Raw genomic sequence first — 23,757 nt, 5'->3', positions numbered from 1 at the left:
ACACTTTAGCGATCACGGTCGTCCCGATTACGCTCCCTCTGTTCAACCTGTTCACGCTCCAACTCCTCGAGACGAGGAATGTGCTGTTGCGCGGGATCAGTCCGAGTGGTCTCGCCGCCCCGCTGGGCCGCTTCCCTGTCTCTGTTTACACTTGTCTGCTGCCTCTGAGTAGCGTCCACCGTCTCAGCGAGCTGGTGAGCCTCACGCTCCGCTTGCCCGATTGGACGTTCCTCTTCCAGATCCGCCCTGAGATCGCGTTGGCGATCGTCGGCAGTATCCGCAGTTATCGGCTGCTTGTTTGACTTGTTTTCGTCCCCACGCTCTTCATTGCGCTCAATGGTCTCGATCTCCGCGCGCAGTTCCGGATCTTCGTTGGCAACATCCCGGAGATAGCCGTTTCCGGTAGCGGCGAGTTGAGCTGCATGATGAAGCGAAGCCTCAAGGCCCTTCTCATACTGCTCCCGGTTTTCGTCTCCGAGCTCGCCGGCTTCGATATGGGCGAGGCCGGAGCGATAGTGTTCCACATTTGCCATCGCATCGTTACCAGCCTCAACGACAGCCCCTCCATGCTTGGCAACAGCCGCCTCCCACTGGAGGTTAGCATTCGTCTGCTCTGGCACCTCAGATGCCGTTCGTTCCGGCGCGGCACCACTTTCTCTGCGGACGTCGCCAGCAGCGTTTCGTCCATCCTGCTCATCAAGCCCACGCTCCTTCATTTCGAGCATCTGCCTGCGCAGATCGACGATCTCGCGAGCGAGGGAGGAAACCTCTTCGAAGCCTGACCGGTCCTCTGGACCAGCGCTGCGCTGAAGGTTGAATAGAGCCGTTTCAACCGTCTTTTCGTACGCTTCGAACTCTGGGCGTGTCTGCTCGCGCATGTCCTTTGCCTCCGACAACATGTCTCTGATTGCTACCATATTGGAGCGGTAATCACCGCCGAAATCTGCATGAATGACTGCACCAGCAGGCGATTGATCCGTTTGGGCAAGGCCGTTTTCCAGATAGGAGCGATGCTGAGCGGCGTAGGCCGCAACCACTGTGTCGCCGGCGTTCACTGCAATCTTTTGCCAGGTCTCCTGCGCCTTTAGGATGTACTGGCGGCTTCTCTGGCTCGTCGCCACCACGCGCCGACCAGCTCGCTTTGCGTCATATCGCGCCTGCGCCGGATCGCTGGTGCCTACATGCTCGGTTCGACCATCATGCCTGACGGCGCGAACCTGATTTCGCGTGAAGGCTGGCGGCGTGGCGAACTCTCGCCGATCGGTCATTTCCATATTGATGCCGTGGTCTCGCGCCTTCTCGGCCATGACCTCACGCCATTGCCGGAAGGTGGCCGGAGTCGTCTCGATCCGGTCGCCCGATTCCGAACGCATGGTAACGATGGCATGGGCATGAACATGCGGCCGCTTGCCCCCCTCCCCTGCTTCTTTCGGATCGTTCTCCGGATCGTGCATAGCGAAAACGTACCGATGGCCCGCAAACTGCTCAGCCAAGAAGTCGCGAACAGCTCCTTCGAACGCGGCCGCATCCGTGCCGGCACGCGCCGACATGATCACGTGCATCACGTCACGGCTCTTGCGGCTGTGCAGCTCATCCCGCCATTCCTTTTGCACCAGGTCGCCCGCAGCCTTGTCATCTGCGATCGAACGTCCCTGATCGTCTCGAACGTCGTTCCGCTGCGCGATCAGGTCTCGCAACTTGGCAGCGCCATATTCCACGCCGTTGCCATAGCCTGTAAACGAGAAAGCCGCAGGGGCCTCTTTCGCAACGGCGCTGGCGTTGAAACGCTCCTGAACGATGGCGGCCGCCTTTGCGTCAGCCGTCAGCCGCTCGCCCTGCCCGCTGCGCAACACAACATAGCCCTCGACCTTCAGCGATCCATCGTTTCGGGTTTCGACAGAGTAAGCGTAGCGTCGATCACCAAAGCCACTGCTGAGAATGTCCCGCACCTGCTCATGCGGGTTCGAGCCGCCGGAAACGCTCACCTCGACGCTAAACGCGCCGATATCGCGGCTCTCGGTCCTGTTTTGGAAAAGGTGATCCCAATCGCCACGGAGACGCGCCAGCTCCTCACGGCCACGCAACGTCTCGCCGTTCTCGTTCTCAACCTTCAGCTCCCCCCCTCTGGAAACATAGTTGAGCATCGAGCCGACGCGGGCTCCACCACCGTAGGAAGCCAGTTTGACAACTGCTGGCTGGCTCCCTTTGGCAACGCTCGCAAGACGAACGTCCATTGATCGCATAGCACCCGAACCGGCAGCCATCGTCCTCGGAGGCGACGACACGTTGAATGCCGAAGTCCTCACCCCTCCCCTAGATCCCGACCCGCCTTTAGACATCCCAACCTGGTGCTGCAGATTCTTCAGTCTCTTCTCAAGCTCTTCCTCCACAGCGCTCCCACGGCCGCCGAGCGTCATTTCGTGCAATAGCGCCGCGCGCCTTTGCTCCCATTCGATTGTGAAAGTGCCGAAAAAGAACTCCACGGCCTACACCTCGCCTCGGCGCTCATGCCCCGCACGGCGCGAAAGTGTCCGCAGCTCACTCATCACAGCCGCCTGAATCCGCTGGACGTTGCCAAGGTTGATGTCCAGCTCTGAGGGATGGACACCCTTTCCTGCATTCAGGGAGCGGGCGACCTGATTCAAATTGATGCCGATCATCCGCATGTCTTCGAGCAATGCGGCCATGATCAACCTGTCTTCCGCAGTCAGAATAGGTCGAACGCCTGCACCCTCGAGGAGCAGAGAACGGAAAAAAGCAGACACACTCATACCGGCCGACTTGGCCGCTTCTTCGATAGCCGAATGCTCTGCATCGCTGACGCGGACGTTGATTAGACGCCCCTTGCGTTGCTTGGCTGTCGGCACGTCGATCGTGTCTTCACTCGTCAATCAATTAAGCCCCCCCAGCCTTGCGACCGTCATCGTGGGCTTGTCCCACGATCGCAATGCAAAATGTAAAACATTTTTGCGTATCCTGCCACTCTCAACTTAAAGCGATACTCCATAATTTCAACCAAATTCCACCTCTTGACTGGCTCCGCTTCGCTTCGCACCCTTTCCGTTGGAACGCTCACCAGGGTTCACCGCCAAAACCGCTTCTGAAGGCCTTTGTCTGTCCCTCGTACTCAGGCGAAAGGGACGCTTCGCTCTTCGCCCTTGCGCCCTCCGTGCGAGCGCCAAGTGAGGCCTCACGCGGCTCCGGGGTTCACCACTCGACCCAGAACTTGTAAAAACCACACGACTAACTCGTGTGGTTTTATTGATGTCCAAAGGCGTGTGATCACACGTTCGTTTTGATCTTAACCTGCGTGTGTTCACATGTTAGGTTTGCTTCGATGTGAAGATCTTAACGACGATACTGATGTGCCGATTGAAACCACGTCGGATCGCTAGGGGGCGGGGGAACCGTTAGTCTGAGAGGATCGCGCAATGACAATCTGCATATCGCTGGTAAGCGGCAAGGGTGGAGCGGGCAAGACAACCGCCGTAATCCTGGTCGCTGGAGAATATGCGCTTCATGGTAAGCAAGTGCTCTTGGTCGATGCCGATGGCCGACAAAACCTCAATGAGTGGTGGTCCCGTTCCGAGGCGAAAGACAACAGGCCAGACGGCATTGAGCTTCGCACGGCGGTAACCAATGCATCACTTCAGCATATTCTGGAGAACGAAACCGCCGGGTTTGACGTCGTGCTGATCGACTCGCCCGGTCAAGACACCGTGCTACGGGACACGATCATCGCCGGCTCGCAGATCGTTATGACGCCGATCCAGCCAAACCAAGACGAGATCCTTGCTGCTGGCCAGGCAGCAATGGACGTGGCTGACGCCTGCGATCGTACCGGGCGAAACATTCCACATCTCAACTTCAGAACCCGGATTACTCTCCCGGGACGTTCACTGGAAGCCTACCGCCTGATCCGCCCCTTCATCGCAAACTTGCAGGAACAGGGATATGACTCATACCTCCTGGACACTGAGCTTTATGAGCGAAACCCATACCGCGACATCAGACTTGGATATGGGACGCTGCAAATGCTGGACCTTAGCGACTCCGTCAAAAAGGCCCGGAGCGAGGTCATGGCCTTGATGCAAGAAATTGAACGTTTCCTGCCGAACGAACAGAAGAGGTCGTAAGATGGCTAAAGGGACTTCCAGCATATCTGATTTTCCCGTTGCACCGCGACGGTCCCGGGCAAATGTACCCAATCCAATGTCGCAGCCGGCTATAGACAACGAAGCAGAAAACGCGGTCGCCAGCCATCAACCGGACGAAGTCGCTGCGCTGTCGAAGAAGCTCCCGCTCAGATACCAGCCGTTCAGGTGCCCCCAAGATCAAGTTTGATTTTGCCCTCACCGGAGGCTCGCCGGGAGAGAGCGACGACCAAGTCGTTGGAGCGTGAGGCGTCCAGAATACGACTGCAGGAGCTCAAGCAGAACAAGGCGCGCGAGAGCAAGCACTTCGTCAATTGCCCCCTTGATTACGACACCAAAAAACGCTTGGAGCGCGCAGCCTCTGAAAACGACTTAAAAATGACGGTGATCGTCAAGGCCGCAATCGACCAGTTCCTGAAGGATAGTGGTTATTGATCCTCGACCTTCGATTTCTGGCCGGGGTGGCCGTGGGCAGCGTCCTCGGACTGATGATCGCCCCCGACGGGTTAGAATCGGCAGGGTTCTTCCTTCCGACGATCAAGGGAAATATCCTCGGAATTAGCTCATCTGCACCAGAGCCGATTAAACAGGCTGATTGGCCAACCAACGAACACGCAGAACGGGAGCTGTTCCGGTTCGCGATGTGGGACTTTGAGACATTTGGGCCGAAGTCTGAGATTTTGATCACTAGATGCTTCAGCATCGACCAGCTTTCCTTGGCTTGTGAAATGCGCGTGAAGCTGAGCTGGATCTCCGAAGAAAGAACGGTCGAAGGCGTCTTTCAATCCAGCGCCCATAGCTGGAACCTGATCGCTGCGAAAGCCGTGAACAGGAATGCTCCCGCTGGATCTTGAGGTGATGGACAACGCGCCCTGAGTTGCGGCTTTACATCGAGGAGATCAGGATCCTGGCGTTCATTCCCCCCATTTTTGTTAGGGTTTTGTAACTGGCGCGCAGGATGACAGTGCCTTAATGGCACGTTATGGTGCGTGATATCTGCCACAGGCGGATTTGGGGACTGAGGGAATACCGACTGTGCGGAATCTATCCGACTATATCAAATCAAGGGAACTGGTTGAGACTACAGATCCAGATTTCCAGAGACCCTTGTACCGCAAGGAGGGATTCGACGGCATAGTCAGCTTCGGCGAGATCGACGCAAAACTTTCCGCATTCCTACTCGATGAACGCGCGAAAACTGGTCTGACCCAGAGTGATTTCGCGACCTTGGCTGGTCTCGCACGAGTGGTTTATAGCCGCTATGAACTGAACATTTCGCGCCTTACCGTATCACGAATGATCCACCTTTCCGAGCTCCTTGGTTTCCTGCCAATGCAGATGATTCATGCTGCGGCACCTCATCTTTACGGCAAAGATCCTCAAGAGGCCGATGATCGGGTTGAATTGTTCAGACTTATTCATGACCTCCCCCACGACACCATACGCAGTTTGATTGGCATAGTTGGCCAATTGACGCCAAGCGATGTTCTTGAGGCTCGACAGAAAGCGGAAGCGGAGGCTGACGCGCAAGCTGAGGCTGAACGCCAACGATTGAACCGAAAAGCTGCGAGAGCCAGCAGGAGAGGCCGTCCGCCTGGTCGCCCACCAGGTCGCAAGTCATCTACAACCGAAACACCTACAGACGAATGAGAGCTGAAACCGATCGTAAGTGCTGTCAATGTAGGAAGGCTGACTTCAGGCCTTTTCCATCGAGACCTCACCCTAGTGCGTCAGCACAGCCCCTCACCCTGCTTTCCGGCCTCCGTTCGTATTGGCACGCATCAACGACATCAGCATTGGTCCGAGCCCGAACTCCCCTGCCCTCGCTCGACGCGTGAGATCGCGGAGATATCCACCTGCCGAATTGATATGCCCTGCCCTCTCCAGGATTGCAGCCATAGCAACCGCCGCGTTCTCCGGCCCCATCACCTCACACGCTTCCTGGTAAGCCGACGGGCTAACACCAAGCATTGATCGAACCACCACCGCGGCCCCCATCAGCTCGCGCCAATGGTAGATCGTCCCCCCGGGCCCGTAATCCAAAATCTGCGGGCAGGCTTTCAGGACCATCGACAGCGGGAACGACTTCATCTGTTCCGGCTTTGCCAACGGCTGAGCAACCGCTTTGGGTGCTACTTCCAGCTCGACGGCTCCGCCCTGCTCTTTTCCAGAGCTAGGTTCAAGTTCATAGATGGATTCGGGTTTTGAATTCTGTATGTGACAGCCATTTTGAACAGCATTGCCGTCCATATTTTGAGAATCTAACTGATTTTCCAGAAGGTTGAGGATTTCGGTGCGCAAAAGCTGCATCTCGTCGAGGATTGCCTCCACCTGGCGACGGTCAGGATTGCGGGGGAGTCGGCTGACAATGCCGACATACATGTCTTCGATGGCTTCCCAGTCGCCGTCGGCCCCCTCCTCCATCGCGGCGGAAATTAGCTTGCGTACATCACGCCGGCAGATAGTCAGCGCCTCTTTGGCTCGTCTGAACTGCAGGCGCTCGGCAGCGACTTCCTGTGCCAGACCTGCAAGTTCCGCAGCGCGAGCCAAAAGTGGAGAAAGATCGAATCCAAAAGCCTGCTCGATATCGCCACCCTTGTCCCGGTGAGCGTAGCGCTTGCCGTTCGGACTATCCTTGCGCTGGATGAGCCCGGCCTCGACCAAGGCAGCCAAATGCCGCCGCAAGGTCGTTCCGGTTATGCCGTGCGCTCTGACAGACAGCTGAGCATTGGATGGAAAGACCACCAATCCACTATCGCAGTTGAGCTCGCTCTCTGGATAAAACGTCAGCAATGCGTCCAGCACAGTCAGCGCCCTGTCCTGGAGGCCAAGGCGTTCACGGGCCTCACAAGCGTCGCGAAACACTCTCCATTTTTCGACCGGGCGGCTTGGTTTCGTCTCGGACGTCTGGAGCTGCCTCTTTACAAGAGCAAGCACAGCCGGCCGCCGCCCAAAGGGCGTCGTCACATTTCCCGTCTGCATATTCCTTCACCTTTCTTCAGGCAAAAGAAATCCGCTCACCAAAACGATGCCAAAGACTCTTGACTGGGATTCATGGAAATGCGATTCTCGATCTTGCTAGGAATTGAGAGAGGCTTCCATGACGGAAACGTTTTGGGGGCCTTTTTCTTTTGTCGCGGTCTCTCCTCTTGACCAATTAACGAGTGTCTCGATCACACCTCTTGGTGAGTTCGATCTGAACGATTGTTGTATTCGCTTAGAAGATCAGGCATTCGGTCCGCGAGCCAGCGCGCGAAAGCGCGTTCCTGCTTCGGGATTGAGACCGTAGTTCCAGCCGAATTACTCTTCATGCGGCCAAAAACTCGGTCACCCACGGCGAAGTCAACAATCTCTTCAGCTGGCTCCGTAGTCACTTTGTCGGCCGCTGAACTTGCAGCTCGTATCGCTTGGGCAATACGGCTGGAGCTGTCAGCGCCTCGAAACTCGACCGTGTCGATTATTTTACGAACACGTGCTGCGCTGCTCGGATCTTTCAGCAACTCGGCAAATGCGGTCCATTTCGGTCGACCAACTCCCTTTGCTCTTCCGATCGCAAGAATGATGTCTTCGGGAACCGCCTCCGTCACTCGAAAAAGATGCGATATTGCCGCTTCTGAAGCTCCCAAGATTGGGCACATGGCGCGATGGGAAAGGCCAGCACTTTTCAGCTGTACGGCCCACATTGCCTGCTCAATCCAGGTCAGGTTTTCCCGAACACCATTCTCGAGTGATTGCTCTTCAATCAACTGCCGATCGGAAAGTTCTCGAACATAGGCTCGGATCTTTATGGTCTCTGGGCGATCCGATTCTGCCATTATGGCCTTGATCGCTGCCCATCGACGGTAACCGTAGGCAAGCTGGTAATGATCCGCTCTCGTCGGATGCGGCCGAACAAGAACTGGAATTTTTTGGCCTTCACTTGCGATTGAAATCTTAAGCGCCTCGAGCTCTTTGGCCGCGTCCTCGTCGTTGCCAAAGCGATCTCTATAGGGGGAGCGGTCGATACGGTCAGGATCGAGTGAAATGACACTATCTTCTGTGAGCTGTGTCAGTGCCCGACCCACATTGGAAATGACAGGTGAAGAGTGCCGCCGCGCCAGGGAGGGCTTGTCGGACGCGTCCGACAACACAGGAGATTCCGTCCGGCTTTCGGCGGCCGCCATTCGCTGAAGGATGCTTTTCTTCATGTGCTACGTCCCCAAACTTTGTGAACGAGGTCGAGGATCTCGGAGTTAACTCGGTCAGCGCTCTCAATTGCGCGCTTCAACGCTTCACGACCGACCTCACCCGACTCAAGCTCGTATAGGGTCTTCTTCGCTACCGCTGCACCGGCGATTGCCGTCGATTCGAGCGCCTCCGCAACGAGTACATCATCACCAAACAATCGGCGCATGACTCCGGACATGTACTTCTGCGGCCCGTCATTCGGGTTCACGCGCGTGAGCAGGAAGCGGAAAAAGTCATGCTCGAATTTAGCTCCAAACTGCCCCAGCACCTCCGATAGATCGGAGATCATGATCAGGAACTGATTGCACGATGCAACGTCGAGCATCGCCGGGTGAACGGTAATGATTAAGGACGTGGCTGCATAAAGAGCAGCGAGTGTCGAGTATCCAAGGGACGGTGGGGTGTCGATGATAACGATATCGTATCGATCATCGACGCGGGCCAGGGCACTGCTTAACCGCTCGAAAAACAAACCCAGGTCATCTCTTGTTTTCGAGGTCAGATAGGACGGGGTATCAAACTCAAAGTCCATTAGCTCCAGATTGCCAGGAACTAGATCGACACCTGGGAAATAGGTTGGCCGGATCACTTCAGCGAGCGGCCGCCTCTCATTGTCATATCGAATGGCTGCATAGGCTGTCTGGTTCTCGCCGAGATCGAACTCGGGCTGAATACCAAATAGCGCAGTCATCGATGCTTGCGGATCAAGATCCAGACACAAGACCCGATAACCCTGAAGCCCTAGAAAATGTGCGAGATGGATAGAAGTGGTTGTCTTGGAACTACCACCTTTAAAATTCGCCGTAGCAATTACCTGAAGCTTTTCCCCTTTGCGACGATGCGGAAGCAGCTCGCCAGCTTCGTCAGGACGAAGTTCGGCCAGGAATCGCCTCAGTTCCTTGACCTGCTCTATCGTGTACGTTCGCCTATTGTTTTCTGCGCGCTCGGGCAAAGGCCCCTTCCCTTCCAGCGTCAACTGGCGAAGAGTACTTTCCGGAACCTTGAGTAGCCTCACTAGGTCAAGGGTTGAGAATGTCCGGCCAAATGTTTTCTGCGCAGAGGGTGGATAGACAGCTTCACGCATATCGTTCAGCTCCGCAGAGAGTTTCGAGGTGTAGACCTCGATCTTCGACGCAGTGTCTCTGACGCTCTGAGAAGCTGGCTGCAACATTCAAACCTCTTGACGGTTCTGATCACTTTACGAGATCATTTCCGTCAGGGATGCCAGACTGACTCCGATTCTTCAAGGCGTTTTTCGTTAACAAGAAGTTAACGCATCCAGGATGCCCGACTTTACAGTTGTAAAGTTTTGGATCGATGCGCATGAGGCCCGACAGTTTTGCTAGGGCCCCTACCCTGTAGAAGAGCTGAATTGTCGGAGATAGTCAGCGACTGCCTGAGCCTTCGCGGCGGCAGTGATGACTGCACGTGAATCCTGCTTCAGCACCTTGAGCCAGTTTTCAACGTAAGTCGCGGTGTTGTCTCGCGGATCATGCTCAATGCCAAGATCGGCGCAGACAAACGCGGCTGAGATTTCGGCGATATATCCTGACAGTCCAGCCCCTTTGTGAAATTTTCCCTGGTCGGTGATGGTGCTGATCATGCTGCCATCTCCTCGGCCTGGGGCTGTTGGGCGTGCATCCAATCGGCCGCCTGCTGCGCCTTGCTGGCGGCCGTGAAGATGGCTTTGGGATCGTCCTTCAGGACCTTGAGCCACGAGGCGACATACGCCGCATGATCGGGACGTGGATGATGGGCGATTCCGAGATCGGCAAGGACAAGCCCGCTCAGGATCTCGACGCAGCACTCTTCGGCGGCATAGGCGGCCGACCCGAACCGGCCAGAGAGGTCGCGGTCTATGCGATGTTTTGCGCCGCTGGCGTGACCGTTCTCATGTAGCCAAACGCCGTAAAATGACGCGGGATCACGAAACGAAGCGAAGTCCGGCATGAACACCGTATCTGCCGAGGGGCGATAATAGGCTTCCGGCCCGCCGAACTCGGTCTTGATACCGAGATTGGAAATGAACGCCTCCGCATGGGCCAGACGCTCGTTCTCGGGCAGGACGGGACTTGGCGGGCGCTCGTAGCCGTCGACCTGCGCGACGTTGAAGACGGAGAACACGCGAGCGAACATGCGCCGGTGCCCATCATCAGCGTCGTCATTACTGTCGGCCGGCCGGGATGCCTGGATCTCTCTCCACAACACGATCGTGGTGGAGCGTTCTCCTTCGCGCACCTGTGCGCCGGCCTCCTGCCATTGCTTATAGGTGCCCCAGAGACCATCACCGTAACCGGCGGCAAAACCCGCAGCCCATAGCGCCAGCGTGTTGATGCCGCGATAGCGCTTGCCGGACGCGACGTTGGTCGGTCGGGCGATACTCGATCCGTTGTGAAACCAGGGCGCACGCCATTCGCCTGTGCCCTGTTCGATTGCGGTGATGATCTCGGCCGTTACGCGGGAATTGACATCGGCACGGCTCGCCGGGCTGGAAGTGTGAGACATGCAGGAACCTCCGTGGCCAGCGGGGAGAGCCTCTCTCGCCCCTTAAGCCGACCGCTCGATCCCAGCCTTCCTCTTCCTCTCATGCCGACCCGAAGGGCGGCTTCCTTTTGTTCTTTCTTGTCTCGTCATGATCGTTGCTCCTTCTTCGCCGGGCCGGTCCCGGCGTCGGAGCAGCGAATTGCGGCGCCTTAGGCGCGGCTGCGCACTCGCAGAGCCGAAGCGCAAGCGATGGACGGCGATCAGCCGTTGCGCGGACGGGACGGGCGTCGCGCGCTCCGGTCACGCCGGGCGACCGCCGGCGAGGCAGGGCCGCGTCCGCCTTGCGGTCGGATCCAGCCTGTTGTTGGGGTTCAGGTCCGCTATGCCGTCAGCTTGCAAGCTGCGGATGCTTCACTTCGATCGGTAAGTTTGTGGGAGTGCGGCTAGTGCCGCCACACCTTCACTGCGGAGATCAAGAGGATGATTGCCAATGCCGGCAGCAAAACCGCGTTTGGAACGATGCCGAGCAGAAGGCCGCCGATAAACGTACCGACGATCGATCCGGCCGCCATTATGAGCAGGAAAGCCTTGTTGCGGCCGATGACGGAGAAGCTCTGGTCACGGCTGTAGCGTGTGAAGCCGACCAGCATTGTCGGCAGGCTCACCGCGAGCGAGAGGCTACCAGCGAGCTTGATGTCCGCGCCGAATAAGAGGACGAGCGTCGGGATCAGGAGTTCGCCCCCTGCGACACCCAGGAGCGCGGCGACAATGCCGATGATGAAGCCAGCGATAACGCCGGCAATCATCTGGGCCAAGCCTGTCAACAGCGGCTGGCCCGCTGTCGCATCGTGGCCCAACATCAGGACGATGGCGATCGCCACCAGCATGATGGCTATGACCTTGTAGAGCGTCTCCGATCGAAGTTTTGTCGCCCAGCCCGCGCCGAACCAGGCGCCGATCAGGCTTCCCGCGAGAAGATTGATCACGATCGGCCAATTATCGGCTATGGCGCCGAAGGGAACGGTCCCCGCCCGGAAGGGAAGCGCGGTCGCGACGACGACGAGGCTCATGGCCTTGTTGAGGATCACCGCCTCCAAGGCTGCAAAATTAAAGAACCCGATCAGGATCGGAAGACGAAACTCGGCGCCTCCGAGACCTATGAGGCCTCCGAGAGCACCAATAATGGCGCCTCCGCCGAAAGCAGTTGCGGGATGACGGGGAAGTGATGTGTTGGCGGCGTCGGTCATGGGCGATATGTATGCACAGATATCACGAGGTTGGACAGTCGGTATGGCAGAGGGAAACATAGATAATTGTCGATGGTGTCTTGCGAATGGATTGGCTGGAGCTGAGCCAGCGGCGAGCAATCAAACGCAATACTTGATGCTCAAGCTTACCTTGCCGAACCCGTCCGCAATGGTCATTCCCTTCCGCCACGTCGAGACGCCATTCGAGTTCAGCTCGGAAGAGTGGTCGGATCTCGGTGGGATGCTGACGGAAGCCAAGCGACGGCTCGATCAATTCCAACCCGAGGGGTTCACGATCGGATGGAATGTCGGAGCGACCGGCGGTCAGCATATCTTCCACGCCCATATGCATGTGGTGTGCCGCTACGAAAAAGACCCGAAGGCCGGCCGGGGGATCCGCGACTTGCTGCGCTGAACGGCGGCGCTGGCGGCGCGAAACCCGCTATTGTCTGCCATAGCCCCTCAGCGCCGTGCCGCGCCTTCGTCGATGTCGGTCAGGATCTTCATCGTTCGCTCGAGTTCCTGCTGCAGAACGTTGCGCTGAAGCTGCGACAGCCGCTTCTCCTTCAACAGGTTCTTGGCGTCCAGTGCCGAGCGCGCCCAGGCAGGTCGATGCCTAGCGGTGATACAGGCATTCGGACAGCGCGTCGGTTGGCAAAGTGCCGTCAGAGGCGCTGTGTTAGCGTCGCTGGTCGCCTGCTTCAGGCAGACCGCGGTGCCCGGATCGAAAAAGCAGTCGGCTAGGATGCCGACATGCAGCGTTCGCCCCAGGCTGGCGAGCATCGTGCGGATCCGCGCGCGGTCGGCAATCATGGCGGGGAGTGGACCAAGTTCCGCCGATATCCCATCCAGCGTCTTCGATATACGTGCCGCCGCCGGCCCCGATGGGGTCGCGCCAGCCTGGCGTTCATCGAAATAGGTCAGCAAATCGTCGAGCTGGCCGAGGCTGCGTTCGGTCTCGACCTCGGCGCGAAAGCCCGATCGACTGGAGCCGGCATAACCTTCAAATGCCGCAACCGAGGCATGCTTGTATTGGATCATGCCGGCGATCGTTCCGAAGGGGCGGTTGGCGATATGCCACGCGATCGTTCGCCGGAATTGCCGCGTCGTGATCCGCCAGGGCGTGCCGTCTGGCCCGTTCGGAATAGCCGGCGTGTCCGGCGTGCTGAACAGGTGATTGAGATGGTCACGATAGTGGTTGAGCTGACGGACGATCTCGGCGGACAGGTAATCCTTGCAGTAGGATTTGCCCGCCAGGACAGGCCAGAGCGTCGTGAGCCCACGGGCAGAGGCCGCCCGAAACGACAGGTGCTCGAGGACATCGATGGCTTTGGCTACCGGCTCGATCGTGACCCACTCGGCCGGCTCGCCTTGGTTCGATTTGCCCTTGTATGCCATCGACCGGACGCGATGGCGCATGATCATGCCGTCATCACTGCGCGTGAGACTGAGGCATCCGCGTTGCATCGCCTGGACTTCGCAATCACGCATACCGGTCAGATAGGCGCAGAGAATGTAGGCGGCGGTCTGAAGCATGCGCTCCTCGTGCGCCAGCGTCTTGCCATCGAAGCGCGGTCGCCAGTGGCTGCCGGTCTCTGGCAGGATGGCAATAGGCGTATCCATGCCCCCAGTCTCGACGCCAAGCTCACGCACGGCCGCGGTGATCAAACGAGGCGCGCCGTCGAGCAACTGGATATGCATCCTGGGTTCTGCCACCGCATCAATGCCGATATGAAGATGCAGCAGGTGTGAATTGACGGGCGGCGTCACCTCTCCGGTCTCTGGATGGCGTAGCGTCATTCCATTATGCGCGGTTCCCCAAATCGGCACGCCGCGGCCTTCGCGATGCAGGCGATCGAAATAGTCCTGTAGACGCTTTCTTTGACGAATGCGGCGTTCCTTGCGTCCGAGTCCCTGATCCGACTTGATGAGTGCAGAGCAATGGGCCTCCAATCGCTCCAGCTCTCCACGCGCGGCGAAGATATCGGCGGCGAACACGGTGACGTAACGGAGCGACCACGACAGCAATGGTGTGATTATGTCTTCGGGAATCCGCGGCGTCAGGTTCTCGCGGACGAAGCGATATCCGGCGACCCGGGCCGGCGACCGTTCGCTCCAAGGCTCGAAGAACAGGCCGACGGAAGGAAGATGATCGCGGTAAGCTCGCAGATCGAATGGGATCTCCAGCAGCTGAGCCACCATCGCCGGTTGGCGGGTGTGGCCACTCTTAAGATGACGGGCATACCGGTCGAGGATTTGCTGATCCACCCGGCGAATATCCACGTCACCCAGCTCGTCGCGAACGAACTCGAAAAACCGTCGCGCACGGTTGAAGACCTGCCGCACACTGCCCGGCGGAAGCTTTTTGCGATGGCCCGGCAGATCGAAGTTGAGGCGCGCATAGAGAAACTCGCGAAGCGCCTCGCGCACGCCGACGTGCTCGACGGACCCGAAATTGATGGTGACATGGCAGCGGCGGGCGTTCTCCCGGAACACGGCCGGCCCAAGATCCCAGTTCGCATCGCCGTAGCGTGAGAGATTGCCCCGATCGAAGCCGGGCTTCAGCGGGACGGACGCGAGAACCGGGCGGAGGTCGAGTTCCTGTTGACCAGGAACGGTCGCGGCACTGATCATTGTCGAGCCTCTGGTGGGAGATAGAGTGAGTGCTGTTCCGCCTCGCGACGGGCCTCATCGATCAAGCTGTCGGGAAAGGCGGGCAGGATCTGCTTGGTGATGCGGTCGTGGGCGCGACCGAACTTCACGGCCCAATCGGCGGCTGACAACCCAGCGCGTTGCGCCTCGATAAAACCCTGGAAGGCGATGAGCGCCGGCAGTTTGCGCGCGGTGATGATCGCGTTGCGACATTCGAGGCAACCCCAGAACGGCTGCGGGCATGGTGACCCGACTTCACCAAACGGACTGTGATCGAATCCCGAGCACGCAGCCAGCCAGACATCCTGTTCCCCATTCAGGAGATCATCGGCGTTGCGGCTTCCTCCCGACGTGGTGTCGCGTCGCTGCCAGGAATCCTCATCGTCAGGCGCCAATATAATTGGACCTGCGGCCGCGGCGGCCGCGGCGAACGCTTCTGCTACGGTGGCCTCATGAAGCGGTCGCAGCGACGGAATGTCTGCGTAGTGGCGAGCCGCGATCTCCGGCGTGTGCCCGAGTGCGAAACGAGCCATGTGACCGTCCGTCTTCAGATACCAGAGCGCCTTGTGGGTTTTGCGCAAGCGGGACAGAACGAGCCGAAGAGGCTGGCCATTGTCGTCGACGATTCCGTGACTTCCGGTCCATCGGTCGACCAGTTCCTGCTGATGTTCGACACCTGCGCGAAGCTGCTTCCGCCCGGTGTAATAATAGAGCCAGAGACAATCGCTCGGTACGAACTGACGCGTGAAGGCCGTGACCTCGATTAGCTTTCGAATGAGACCGCCCGGAGTGCCGAGCCCTCCATCACGGACGCGAATATGTTTGTGCTCGGCGCCGCGAGCGCGCCGCTTCACATAGGCAATCTCGATCGTACCTGAGCCGGGATTCTGAAGGCAATCGATCGTCAGCGTCTTGCAACACTCGATCTCCAGGCCTGTCTCCAGCGACAGAAATGTAAGAAGGGGCGGAATGTCAGCGGCGCGGAGATGGTATCGGCCATGTATGTCCTCGGCGAGAGTTGAGACCGACAGGCCCCGACGAAGCCGCATGAAGTACAGGCTTTTGAAAATACGATCCCCGCTGCTGAGCCTGCCATGGGCGGTGATCGTCGCGTATGCCTCAGCGGTCACGCTGCGAAGGTTCTCGTCGCCCTCATCACTCGGCAGGTTGCCGAAGCGCCGGAACAGTTCGCCAATGTCAGCGCGTGCAGCATCGCGAAGCTGTCTTGCGACAAACGGACTGTAGGCATCGCGTGGGCGAGATCTGCCGGCCGACTGCGCGCTCGTGTAGCCGAGCCGACGATGGAGGGCTTCGCCAAGGACACCAGGCTGATCGGCGTCGATCGAACGCAAGGCCAGAATAGCCTTGGCAACGACGGTGTGGCGATGAATCGGCGTCATCCCGCTGGCTTCGAGGAAATCCTCGTAGCCGTCGATGACATCGGCGCTCAGGTCGGCGGGCATTGTTACGTGCGTATATTGTCTCAAGTACCCGAAGAAACGCCGATAGGCGTTCATATGCTGCTTGATCGTGCTGCGCGCTCCTAACGATCCGCCGAGCTCCGCTTGCCTGCGAAGAGCTCCAGCGAAAGCGATCGCCAAAGGTCTTGGCTCGAGGTCAGTGAAATCTACTTCTGCGATGCCCCCATATCGCGCCTGGATGTTGAAGCGCAGACCGATCACCGGATCGCTGACCTGGGCGGGTACCGTACCATCGGTGGGCACAAAGCAGACAGGTCGTCCCTTCCGTGGCTGGCCCGTCATAGCGAACGCTCCGAAGGGAGCAGCGCCAGCAGTTCCTCGACCGCCGCATCGACAGTATTTGCGCGCGTGGCAATGTGATCGAGATAGATGTAGGTGGTTGCCAAACTGGCGTGGCCGAGAAGCCGCTGAACTTGCTGGAGCGGGTCACCGAGAATTTGGCGGTATCCCTCAATCGGGCCGGCCGGCAATGCCGCATCGCGAAGGCGGTGCTGGATCAGCATCGCCAGCATATGCACGGCGAAGGTATGTCGCAGTTGGTGCGGAGAGATGGTGATCTCGAAGCCGAAAGAGCTGCACCGCTCGGAAGCGCGGGCGAAGATCACTTCCCAAGAGTTCGGCTGGACAGGAAATCCGACCTCCGTGAGCCACAGCACCGCCGGCTCGCGCGGTGCGCCATCGTCGTCGCAGACGATGATCCTGTTGCGCTCGTCAGCGCTGAGCAGATCGAGGGCAATCTCGATCCCATCAAGTAATCGAAGTCTTGAAGCTGTCCGCTCTCGGCGAACGAAGATTGGCCTCTCGAATGATTGCCACCCCGATCGTCGCTGGAATTTGAGGACCGCGTGGGCGCGCTCGACCGCAACATAGGCGCGTACCTGTTCAAGCAGCCGGCCGGGCACAAGAATGCGGCGGCCTCGATCGCCCTTGGTCAGGGCGTCGGGCAGATCGAGCCAAACCTATCGGTCCGTCTGATGGTCGGAAACAGCAAGGTCGGAGGCGAACAGAAAGGACGCCTCCTCCAGGCGAAGGCCTGTCGTCACGAGAAGATCGGCAAACAACGCATTGCGAATGCCGTTGCGATCGCGGGCGCCGGGTCGCGGTCCGCCCTCGGGGAGATGCCCCCTCAGACCGACATCCCGGAATATCCGATAGTCCTCAAGGGTGACGAAGCTAACATCCGCTCGGCGCGCAGCGGGCTCGTAGGCCTCATTGCGCGCCGCAATCTGCGCACGACGACCACCATGTCCCTGCCTCCAAACGGAACGGTGACTGAAGGGCGCTTCGGCGATCAGACGTTCCCGAGCGCCCCATCGATAGAGGCGGTCCAGGCAGGCGACGGCGCGATTCCAGGAAGAGGCCGAGATGCGCTGCCCAGCTTCAGCCCGGCGGCGAACTCGATGATAGGCAAGAACATCGTGTCGGTCAGCTTGCCATACCGTCTTGCCGCAGGCTTCCGAAAGAAAACGGACCCAGACCAGGACGTCATAACCATAGGCACGGAGAGAGTGGCGGGAGCGGACGCCGTTGAGGGGTAGGTCAAGAAAGAAACGATCGAGATCAGGATCGTAAAGCTTGCCGTCCCGCAGGATCATCGGAACATGGGCATCAAGCCCGTCCGCTGATCGGCGCTCCTGAATGGTGATGTCCGAAACCGTCGTTACATTGTCCACAAGTCGCTCAACCTTCCCCCGGACCCCTATCCGGGGAGCCAGCATCAACGAAGGAGTTCAACTTGCCCGGCACTCTCCAGGCCGGCCTCCGCCAGCTATTTGGGAGCGCTGCGTCCGGCCTGGAAAGCGCCTCCGTCAGCGTGTGCATCAACCTCCCCACTAGGGTGAGAGTCGGTGCAGACTGTCAAGATAAGGCAATAAGCTCCTCCATTGCGTAGGTCTCGCTCCCGAACCGCCCGCTAAGGTCACGATCAAGGCGTGATTTTGCGCCGCTCCAGTGCCCGAGCTCATGAAAAATCGTGCTGTAAAGATGAACCTCGCTGAGCGACCGCGCTCCGGCATTTGAATGTCATCGGGGCCAGGGCGATAGCAGGCTTGCTTTCCGCCGTAGGCTATCTTTGCGCCTGTGGCCCGAATGAAGGTTTCGACATGGTCGATAACCGGAACCGGCTCGATCGGCGCCGCCTCGGCCGGGCTCTTGAAGCGGTCAGGCAGGTTGTCGATCTGCTCGACGTTGAAGACGGTGTAGCCCTTGAGATAAGGGATTGCACGATCGTCCGCCTCCTGCTCCTTCGGCGTGAAGGTGCCGTACTTGACGACGAGGGTTCCTTGTTCGCCCTTGCGGACCTGAGCACCAAGCTCCTGAGCCTGCCGGTAAGTCATCCATGTGTTTTCGTCGTAGCCGGCGAGTTGCCCGGAGAGCCACAGCATGACCACGTTGATGCCGCGATAGGCTTCGCCGGAGGCGCGGAGCGGCGTAGCCGACCTGCGGCTGTTTCCGCGCCATGGCCAGATCCAAGGCTTGGTGCCGGCCTCGAGCTGCTGAATGATGGTGTCGGTGATCCGCTGGTAGGTGTCCTTTACGCTCTGCATCGCCGTCTCCTGTTCGTTGGTTGACGGCAAAGATCCGAAGATAGCGAAACGACCCCATGCACCCGTAGGGCCGCAACGGAGTGTAGGACCGCGCAAGCGGTTGAATGGGGGAGGGGCTATCGTAGTTTGTCCGTCAAATCATCCAACGGACAGGGGAGAGCGCAGAGCTCCGGCACCCCGGCCAATGACACAGGCCCTCACTGCAGCGACCGGGTCGCAGGTCAGCGCTCTCGGTCGTCTTGGTCGCGGTTTCGCTGGCGATCGACAAACTGCTGCGCTTCGATAGCCTTAAGCTCGGCGTTGATGTGCTGCGACTGAGGCTCTTGGGCCTTTTGCTGACCTGGCTGCGATTGGGCATCTTGGACCTGTTCCGGCCGCCCCAGAGTCTTGAAATCAGATCGAGCGGTGAACTTCACCTCCTCGTCGTCGGGAGGCATCCGCTCGGGAAGGTCAGCGCGGTCAACGGCCACAATCCCCCTGTCGGTCACGAGGCTCGCCACGCGATTGTCATGCCCGAGAACCTGTCCTTCGATCACTTCGCCCGGGCGGGCCGTGCGGATGTTGTGCTCGAACGGTTTCTCGCCAGCCTGCTCAAGATCTGACATGGCACTGCGGATAGCCTCGCGGCGGTTAGGATCCATCGCATCCTGGATGAGATGCTTCATCGCCGGACTGGACGGATCATTGGTGGTCTCAATGGATGCCTCGATCATGCGAGGCTTGGTGATGACGGTAAGATCGATGTCATGACCGTAGGTGCGGCCCAACGAGACCACTAGCGCCTCGTTTGCCCTTCCATTGCCTTCCCGAAAAGCGTGAACGTAATTCAGCTCAGAAAGGACGTGCGCGGCTTTCTCAGCAAATTGCTCAGGTGTCGCAGCTCTTAGGCCCTGATCGTCTCTGGCGGGCCTCAGCGCCTCGTTGAGGCCCATTTCAATCCGCGAACCGTGCAGGAAGGTCGTGTCGCCCTTCGAAAGCCCACCTACCGGCTCTACCCGCTGCCCATCGACGACAGGACTTTCATTGCGCGTATGTCCTGCCCATTCATAGACATCCTGAAAGATGTAGCCGTGCAGAGCCTTCAGATGCGCTGCGTCGTGATTACCGGTAGGGCCTTTTCCCTCGGCGAGCTCCGTTTGTCTCAAAGCCGTAAAAGCGTATTCGGCTTCACGCAGCGCTGAATGGCTCCTGATATCCAGTTTGTTCTTCAGAACATCCTTGAAATCCTTATCCTCTGAAGTGTTGGGATAGGTGTAGGAGCCTTTGGCTTCATCATCGCGGACCACGCGAAACCTCATGCAAAAAGGCCGCCTGAGATCACAGGCGGCCGCGACAAATCTCTAGGTGATGATCAAGCCCGCTTGAAGCGGGCCAGCAGCTCTTGGCGCATTTCCTCGGAAGTGATGTCTCCCGCAACGTAACGGCCGTTTGCTTCTTCCAAAACCGGATCGCCGGTGTAACCCTGCCGCATGTTGGCGGCGCGAGCCTGATCGACGGCCTTCTTCCGGGAAGCAACAGCTTCCGGAGAGCGATCGGGGCGGGGGGCATGAACGTTCATCGGCAAAGCCTCCAGTTACTGCTCAACTTAGCATGAAACGCGCCGAATATCCAGCGAAAGCGAGGAAATCCGGCTCTTTGAGGGTGGAAACCCGATCAGAGATCGGGCCTCCAAGAGCAATCAATCGCGCGGTTCCCACTCGATGATGGCCTGCAGTGCCAGGTCATCTTGGCCGGGATAGCGACCCAGGTTGGCATTGAAGCCGAGGCGCTTGATGGAGAGCGTGTAGTAGGGCTTCCCTTCGCCGCTGGTCTTCTTCCAGATGCCGCCAACTTCGATGTCGTGGCCGCGAGGTGACTTGGCATAGACGCGATGCGTCGGAGCCTTTTCGTTTGTGGAGTCGAACGGTGTAACCTTGATGTCCAGGTCCCGGTCGATGGTGGAGATGAGGCCGGTTCCCTTGGCGTTGTCGATGTCGTCTTTGTCGAACTGGATGAAGTTGGTCATGCTCATGTTAATCACTCCTCTATGGTGGTTGCGATGATCGTTCATAAGGCACGGCGAAAAGCGGTGCGCACCGTAGGCCGGAGCGCAGCGAAGGAGGCTGGGCGGCGGAAAATTTTGTTTCGCGAGGAAGCCAAAGGCGGGGAAAATTTGGAGACGAACAGCTTTGCGCTAACCGCGTCGCCGTGCGAACGGGCATCAAGAGCAACCACTTTGGAGGTGTGGGGCCTGAGCGCTTGCAGCAATACGTCACCTCGACAAATGGGACATCGGCACTGGTAGCGTGCGGGATTGTGCTGAATGCAACCGAACCAACAACCTGAAACAAGAGGCTGGGGTAACCGATGGTTTCGCCAAAACATGAGATCTCGCCATCTGTTGCCCATATGAGCGCCCCAGTCGTTCAGTTGCCGGAATGGCTGCGGCGATAGGAGGAGGGCGATTCAACCTGGGCGCCCCACAAGCCTTGGCCTCGCTGTCGGGCACGATCCTCGGCGTGGCGGTACTGGCTCAGGTCAATCGGGTGGGATCTTGGCAGATAGCGCAACAGGAGGCTGGCTTGGCCCGCCTTCACCATTTCAAGGCCAATATCCGAGCCATCGACGAAGCACTGGCCGACAAGGCGTTTGTACTGGTCTCGATCGACTTCAATGCAGCGGACATGCTTGCCATCGATCAAGCTGGCGAGGAACCGTCGTGCCTCGATGCCGCACCTCCATATCGCGCCATTCCTGAAGCCGGTTTGATCGCGCTCACAAGCGTCAATAGCCGCAATGCGGATCCTCTGCTGACGAATGCTGAAGGTGTCTCCATCAATCACCCACGCCTGGCCTGAAAAATCGGCCGACGCAGCGGAGGCAGTGAACAGAAGCGCAGCCAGCGCGGCTCCCACCAAGCGAATATTCATCAAGCGCGCGCCTCCATAGAATTGCGGGCTGCCAACCCAAATACCGAGCGGTTCAGATGAAGCTCTCCGATCGCGGCTCGGTCTGTCATGGCCCGCAAATACCCGCCCGGCGAGCTGATTTCGGCGCGCGTGTATTTCTCAAAGGTCAGAGCGATCGCAACCGCAGCCGCCTGCTGGCCCATTCGTTCCACGGCCCGCTGGCGCGCATCCTCGGACACGCCGGCGATGCGGCAAAGTTTGGGAGCGATCTGGTCCAGGTCCGCCCAGCTACGCGGGGGCTGGTAGCCATATTCGGCAAGGCTTGGCGTAGCCCGCCACACATCTTCCAGCGCCACAAGTGAAGGCCGCACTTGCAGTTGCCTATGGCTTTGGCGCGAACGGCTCCCCAGGCTTTCCTCAAAAGCCCTCTTGCTGGCGGAGCCAGCCCTTAACGAACTGATTTGTTCGCCGTTAGGCGAACGCCGTTCATCATTACGAGCTTCAAAAGGTCTTGGGGTTGTAATCTGTATGTGCATGTCGTTTTCGACATCCGCGCATGTCAGATTTGCATCTATGTCGGGCGCTTGCGGGGACCGATTCACGTTGCGCAATCGGTCGGCAAGCCACTCCAAAAGCATTGTTGCCTTCCGGCGGACATGGGCCGGTGCGTGCTTGGCCGATCCTATGAAGGCCGCGATCTTCTCAACACGGGACCCGATCCGCCCGAGAATGGCTTCCCCTCGCTCGGTTGAGGACGCCAGAGCATATCTCGCGGCACGCAGAGCGTCCCGGAAGCGACGCGCCGCGCTGTCGCGCACTCGAATCTCTTCCCGTTTCTGGCGCACCAGCTGATCAAGTTCATGGTGCCGAGCGATCAGGACACGCAGATCAATGCCGCAGGCGTCGGCAATATCACCTTCGCCGTCACGGATCGGGTAGCGCTTGAAATTCGCACTGTCCTGCATGGTGACAAGGCCGAGGTCGTACAATCGGGAGAGAATCCGGCTTACGCGCCCTGGCGACTTGTTGATGTCATAGCCGAGCTGTCGGTTCGACTTGTAGACGATCGGCCGCCCTCCTTTGTCGAAGGCGTCTGCCTTGGCGGTCGTTATGATGGCTTCCAGCAACGCATATTCTGCGGTCGTAACCATCCCGATTGTCATCAGGTTTCTTGCAAGTACCGCCAGCTGGCCGCGCGTCACCGTTCCGATTTCCGTTGACTGCGCCAGTCGCCGGAATTCGGCTCGCTCCTTCGTCATTCTGCGACCTGTCGGCCGCTTGTGTTGTGTGGGTTCCCCCATCGTCCGTCTCCTGTCAGAGGCCAGACAAAGCTCCGCCGTTCACCGAAAAGGTGTTTTGATTATTGACATCGGAGGGGAGGTCTGCGAGAACGGTTTTGGCTTATTATTACCGAACTGCAGACCGCTTCCGGATTCTTCGGGAGCGGTTTTTCTTTTCTGGGCCGGGTGTGATCTCCAAAAAGCTGTTAGAATGTGTGAGTCGGAATCGGTTACGGTTCCGCTCGTTACGATTTGTAGCCTGAGATACCGGATTGATGCAAGTTGACACATTTCCGCGCTGCTGCGCCGGTTCAGCCGACATCTGAAATAGCGCTTACGTTTCAATTTGTTAGCATGCTTTTCCGCGTCTTCGCTCTCTTCACACTGAAATCTGGAACGTTTCCAGAGTAGGATTTACCCCCCGTTATTGTTGGGGAAATTCAACCGGGTGGGGAGGAGAGTTTGAGAGGAGGGGGCGCGGGCCTCCTCTCAACAAGCGGCCTGATGTGCCGTCCCCCGATACGTTTCTGCCTCCCAGGCACCTGCGAAAGCGCCCGCATTGGCTCGATGCCAAAGCGGGCGCTAAGGTGCGATCTTGCAGTAAACTCAGCCGCGCTGAATAGCCTCCTCAAAGTGGGTCGGTGGCAGATCGAAGGCCTTTAGCGCTGTATCGAGTGCCTTTTGCACGTCATCCCAATCAACATGCTCCGGATCGTTCAGGTAGGCGTTGATTAGCTGGCAGCAGCTTTCGGCGGCAAGGGTCGGATCAGGTACGGAATCAAGCATGGCTTGTCCTCT

At 58.6% G+C, this 23,757-nt stretch carries 23 protein-coding genes and 1 pseudogene; 5 read left to right on the top strand and 19 right to left on the bottom strand.

The window, feature by feature from the left end; all coding sequences use genetic code 11:
* Positions 1 to 5: 5 nt before the first annotated feature.
* Together GGR23_RS21050 and GGR23_RS21045 are read right to left on the bottom strand one after the other, a co-directional pair.
* Entirely contained in the window at positions 6 to 2,483 is a 2,478-nt protein-coding gene (locus GGR23_RS21050; RefSeq protein ID WP_183368310.1) for a relaxase/mobilization nuclease domain-containing protein, read from the bottom strand.
* A 3-nt stretch (positions 2,484 to 2,486) separates the two neighbouring features.
* Positions 2,487 to 2,891, bottom strand: a complete 405-nt coding sequence (locus tag GGR23_RS21045) for a DUF6290 family protein (protein ID WP_210297046.1) — start codon at positions 2,889 to 2,891, stop codon at positions 2,487 to 2,489.
* A 540-nt stretch (positions 2,892 to 3,431) separates the two neighbouring features.
* Between GGR23_RS21045 and GGR23_RS21040 the strand changes: the two genes are divergently transcribed.
* The 4 genes from GGR23_RS21040 to GGR23_RS21025 all read left to right on the top strand — a co-directional run bounded on the left by GGR23_RS21040 (position 3,432) and on the right by GGR23_RS21025 (position 5,804).
* Positions 3,432 to 4,136, top strand: coding sequence for a ParA family protein (locus GGR23_RS21040; protein WP_183368309.1), 705 nt, complete (start codon positions 3,432 to 3,434; stop codon positions 4,134 to 4,136).
* 255 nt (positions 4,137 to 4,391) lie between these two features.
* Positions 4,392 to 4,589, top strand: coding sequence for a hypothetical protein (locus tag GGR23_RS21035; RefSeq protein WP_183368308.1), 198 nt, complete (start codon positions 4,392 to 4,394; stop codon positions 4,587 to 4,589).
* Positions 4,586 to 5,008 carry a hypothetical protein gene (locus GGR23_RS21030; RefSeq protein ID WP_183368307.1) on the top strand — a complete coding sequence of 141 codons (423 nt, stop codon included), beginning with the start codon at positions 4,586 to 4,588 and terminating at the stop codon, positions 5,006 to 5,008. Before GGR23_RS21035 ends, GGR23_RS21030 begins: the two co-directional genes overlap by 4 nt.
* Before the next feature lie 253 nt (positions 5,009 to 5,261).
* On the top strand, positions 5,262 to 5,804 hold the full coding sequence (locus GGR23_RS21025; RefSeq protein WP_246365971.1) for a helix-turn-helix domain-containing protein: 543 nt from the start codon (positions 5,262 to 5,264) through the stop codon (positions 5,802 to 5,804).
* A gap of 93 nt (positions 5,805 to 5,897) precedes the next feature.
* On the opposite strand, the gene repC (GGR23_RS21020) is transcribed toward GGR23_RS21025, so the two are convergent.
* The 6 genes from repC (GGR23_RS21020) to GGR23_RS20995 all read right to left on the bottom strand — a co-directional run bounded on the left by repC (GGR23_RS21020) (position 5,898) and on the right by GGR23_RS20995 (position 12,112).
* Positions 5,898 to 7,136, bottom strand: coding sequence for a plasmid replication protein RepC (repC, locus tag GGR23_RS21020; protein ID WP_052642545.1), 1,239 nt, complete (start codon positions 7,134 to 7,136; stop codon positions 5,898 to 5,900).
* Positions 7,137 to 7,327: 191 nt separating this feature from the next.
* Entirely contained in the window at positions 7,328 to 8,341 is a 1,014-nt protein-coding gene (repB, locus tag GGR23_RS21015) for a plasmid partitioning protein RepB (RefSeq protein ID WP_183368306.1), read from the bottom strand.
* Positions 8,338 to 9,552 (bottom strand): plasmid partitioning protein RepA, encoded by a 1,215-nt coding sequence (repA, locus tag GGR23_RS21010; RefSeq protein WP_052642541.1) that lies wholly within the window; start codon positions 9,550 to 9,552, stop codon positions 8,338 to 8,340. The genes repB and repA overlap by 4 nt, the downstream gene beginning before the upstream one ends.
* A 180-nt stretch (positions 9,553 to 9,732) precedes the next feature.
* A complete protein-coding gene (locus GGR23_RS21005; RefSeq protein ID WP_183368305.1) occupies positions 9,733 to 9,984 on the bottom strand; it encodes a zincin-like metallopeptidase domain-containing protein in 252 nt (83 codons plus the stop codon).
* The gene (locus tag GGR23_RS21000) at positions 9,981 to 10,886 is read right to left on the bottom strand and encodes an ArdC family protein (protein WP_183368304.1); all 906 of its coding nucleotides are present in this window, start codon (positions 10,884 to 10,886) and stop codon (positions 9,981 to 9,983) included. Before GGR23_RS21000 ends, GGR23_RS21005 begins: the two co-directional genes overlap by 4 nt.
* A gap of 422 nt (positions 10,887 to 11,308) precedes the next feature.
* Positions 11,309 to 12,112 carry a sulfite exporter TauE/SafE family protein gene (locus GGR23_RS20995; RefSeq protein ID WP_183368303.1) on the bottom strand — a complete coding sequence of 268 codons (804 nt, stop codon included), beginning with the start codon at positions 12,110 to 12,112 and terminating at the stop codon, positions 11,309 to 11,311.
* Positions 12,113 to 12,248: 136 nt separating this feature from the next.
* On the opposite strand from GGR23_RS20995, the gene GGR23_RS20990 reads away from it, so the two are divergent.
* On the top strand, positions 12,249 to 12,527 hold the full coding sequence (locus GGR23_RS20990) for an HIT family protein (protein ID WP_183368302.1): 279 nt from the start codon (positions 12,249 to 12,251) through the stop codon (positions 12,525 to 12,527).
* 47 nt (positions 12,528 to 12,574) lie between these two features.
* Here GGR23_RS20990 and GGR23_RS20985 read toward each other — a convergent pair whose 3' ends face one another.
* The 11 genes and pseudogenes from GGR23_RS20985 to GGR23_RS20940 all read right to left on the bottom strand — a co-directional run bounded on the left by GGR23_RS20985 (position 12,575) and on the right by GGR23_RS20940 (position 23,745).
* On the bottom strand, positions 12,575 to 14,746 hold the full coding sequence (locus GGR23_RS20985) for an integrase (RefSeq protein ID WP_183368301.1): 2,172 nt from the start codon (positions 14,744 to 14,746) through the stop codon (positions 12,575 to 12,577).
* Complete coding sequence (locus tag GGR23_RS20980) at positions 14,743 to 16,527, bottom strand: hypothetical protein (protein WP_183368300.1); 1,785 nt, start codon at positions 16,525 to 16,527, stop codon at positions 14,743 to 14,745. Before GGR23_RS20980 ends, GGR23_RS20985 begins: the two co-directional genes overlap by 4 nt.
* On the bottom strand, positions 16,524 to 17,147 hold the full coding sequence (locus GGR23_RS23555; RefSeq protein WP_343066712.1) for a hypothetical protein: 624 nt from the start codon (positions 17,145 to 17,147) through the stop codon (positions 16,524 to 16,526). Before GGR23_RS23555 ends, GGR23_RS20980 begins: the two co-directional genes overlap by 4 nt.
* 57 nt (positions 17,148 to 17,204) lie before the next feature.
* Entirely contained in the window at positions 17,205 to 17,918 is a 714-nt protein-coding gene (locus tag GGR23_RS23550) for a site-specific integrase (protein ID WP_343066711.1), read from the bottom strand.
* A 193-nt stretch (positions 17,919 to 18,111) separates the two neighbouring features.
* Positions 18,112 to 18,791, bottom strand: a pseudogene (locus tag GGR23_RS20970) (ArdC family protein); the annotation flags it as partial.
* 221 nt (positions 18,792 to 19,012) lie between these two features.
* The gene (locus GGR23_RS20965) at positions 19,013 to 20,077 is read right to left on the bottom strand and encodes a Fic/DOC family protein (RefSeq protein WP_244467749.1); all 1,065 of its coding nucleotides are present in this window, start codon (positions 20,075 to 20,077) and stop codon (positions 19,013 to 19,015) included.
* Positions 20,078 to 20,142: 65 nt separating this feature from the next.
* Positions 20,143 to 20,349, bottom strand: coding sequence for an antitoxin VbhA family protein (locus GGR23_RS20960; protein WP_127625926.1), 207 nt, complete (start codon positions 20,347 to 20,349; stop codon positions 20,143 to 20,145).
* Between the two features lie 120 nt (positions 20,350 to 20,469).
* Entirely contained in the window at positions 20,470 to 20,802 is a 333-nt protein-coding gene (locus tag GGR23_RS20955; protein WP_052642533.1) for a DUF736 family protein, read from the bottom strand.
* A gap of 394 nt (positions 20,803 to 21,196) precedes the next feature.
* Positions 21,197 to 21,700, bottom strand: a complete 504-nt coding sequence (locus tag GGR23_RS20950; RefSeq protein WP_210297044.1) for a thermonuclease family protein — start codon at positions 21,698 to 21,700, stop codon at positions 21,197 to 21,199.
* The gene (repC, locus tag GGR23_RS20945; RefSeq protein WP_183368299.1) at positions 21,700 to 22,980 is read right to left on the bottom strand and encodes a plasmid replication protein RepC; all 1,281 of its coding nucleotides are present in this window, start codon (positions 22,978 to 22,980) and stop codon (positions 21,700 to 21,702) included. The genes GGR23_RS20950 and repC (GGR23_RS20945) overlap by 1 nt, the downstream gene beginning before the upstream one ends.
* A 585-nt stretch (positions 22,981 to 23,565) precedes the next feature.
* A complete protein-coding gene (locus tag GGR23_RS20940) occupies positions 23,566 to 23,745 on the bottom strand; it encodes a hypothetical protein (protein ID WP_052642527.1) in 180 nt (59 codons plus the stop codon).
* Between the last annotated feature and the right edge of the window lie 12 nt (positions 23,746 to 23,757).

The organism is Gellertiella hungarica (assembly GCF_014197145.1).
Classification (GTDB): Bacteria; Pseudomonadota; Alphaproteobacteria; order Rhizobiales; family Rhizobiaceae; genus Gellertiella; species Gellertiella hungarica.
The sequence above is the reverse complement of the archived record's forward strand: the minus strand, read 5'-3'. Positions and strand labels throughout refer to the sequence as shown.

Excerpts from the sequence above, each read along its gene's own strand:
- GGR23_RS21040 (WP_183368309.1), top strand. The coding sequence starts at position 3,432 with ATGACAATCTGCATATCGCTGGTAAGCGGCAAGGGTGGAGCGGGCAAG.
- repC (WP_052642545.1), bottom strand. The coding sequence starts at position 7,136 with ATGCAGACGGGAAATGTGACGACGCCCTTTGGGCGGCGGCCGGCTGTG.
- repB (WP_183368306.1), bottom strand. The coding sequence starts at position 8,341 with ATGAAGAAAAGCATCCTTCAGCGAATGGCGGCCGCCGAAAGCCGGACG.
- repA (WP_052642541.1), bottom strand. The coding sequence starts at position 9,552 with ATGTTGCAGCCAGCTTCTCAGAGCGTCAGAGACACTGCGTCGAAGATC.
- GGR23_RS21005 (WP_183368305.1), bottom strand. The coding sequence starts at position 9,984 with ATGATCAGCACCATCACCGACCAGGGAAAATTTCACAAAGGGGCTGGA.
- GGR23_RS21000 (WP_183368304.1), bottom strand. The coding sequence starts at position 10,886 with ATGTCTCACACTTCCAGCCCGGCGAGCCGTGCCGATGTCAATTCCCGC.
- GGR23_RS20995 (WP_183368303.1), bottom strand. The coding sequence starts at position 12,112 with ATGACCGACGCCGCCAACACATCACTTCCCCGTCATCCCGCAACTGCT.
- GGR23_RS20990 (WP_183368302.1), top strand. The coding sequence starts at position 12,249 with ATGCTCAAGCTTACCTTGCCGAACCCGTCCGCAATGGTCATTCCCTTC.
- GGR23_RS20985 (WP_183368301.1), bottom strand. The coding sequence starts at position 14,746 with ATGATCAGTGCCGCGACCGTTCCTGGTCAACAGGAACTCGACCTCCGC.
- GGR23_RS20980 (WP_183368300.1), bottom strand. The coding sequence starts at position 16,527 with ATGACGGGCCAGCCACGGAAGGGACGACCTGTCTGCTTTGTGCCCACC.
- GGR23_RS20960 (WP_127625926.1), bottom strand. The coding sequence starts at position 20,349 with ATGAACGTTCATGCCCCCCGCCCCGATCGCTCTCCGGAAGCTGTTGCT.
- GGR23_RS20955 (WP_052642533.1), bottom strand. The coding sequence starts at position 20,802 with ATGAGCATGACCAACTTCATCCAGTTCGACAAAGACGACATCGACAAC.
- GGR23_RS20950 (WP_210297044.1), bottom strand. The coding sequence starts at position 21,700 with ATGAATATTCGCTTGGTGGGAGCCGCGCTGGCTGCGCTTCTGTTCACT.
- repC (WP_183368299.1), bottom strand. The coding sequence starts at position 22,980 with ATGGGGGAACCCACACAACACAAGCGGCCGACAGGTCGCAGAATGACG.
- GGR23_RS20940 (WP_052642527.1), bottom strand. The coding sequence starts at position 23,745 with ATGCTTGATTCCGTACCTGATCCGACCCTTGCCGCCGAAAGCTGCTGC.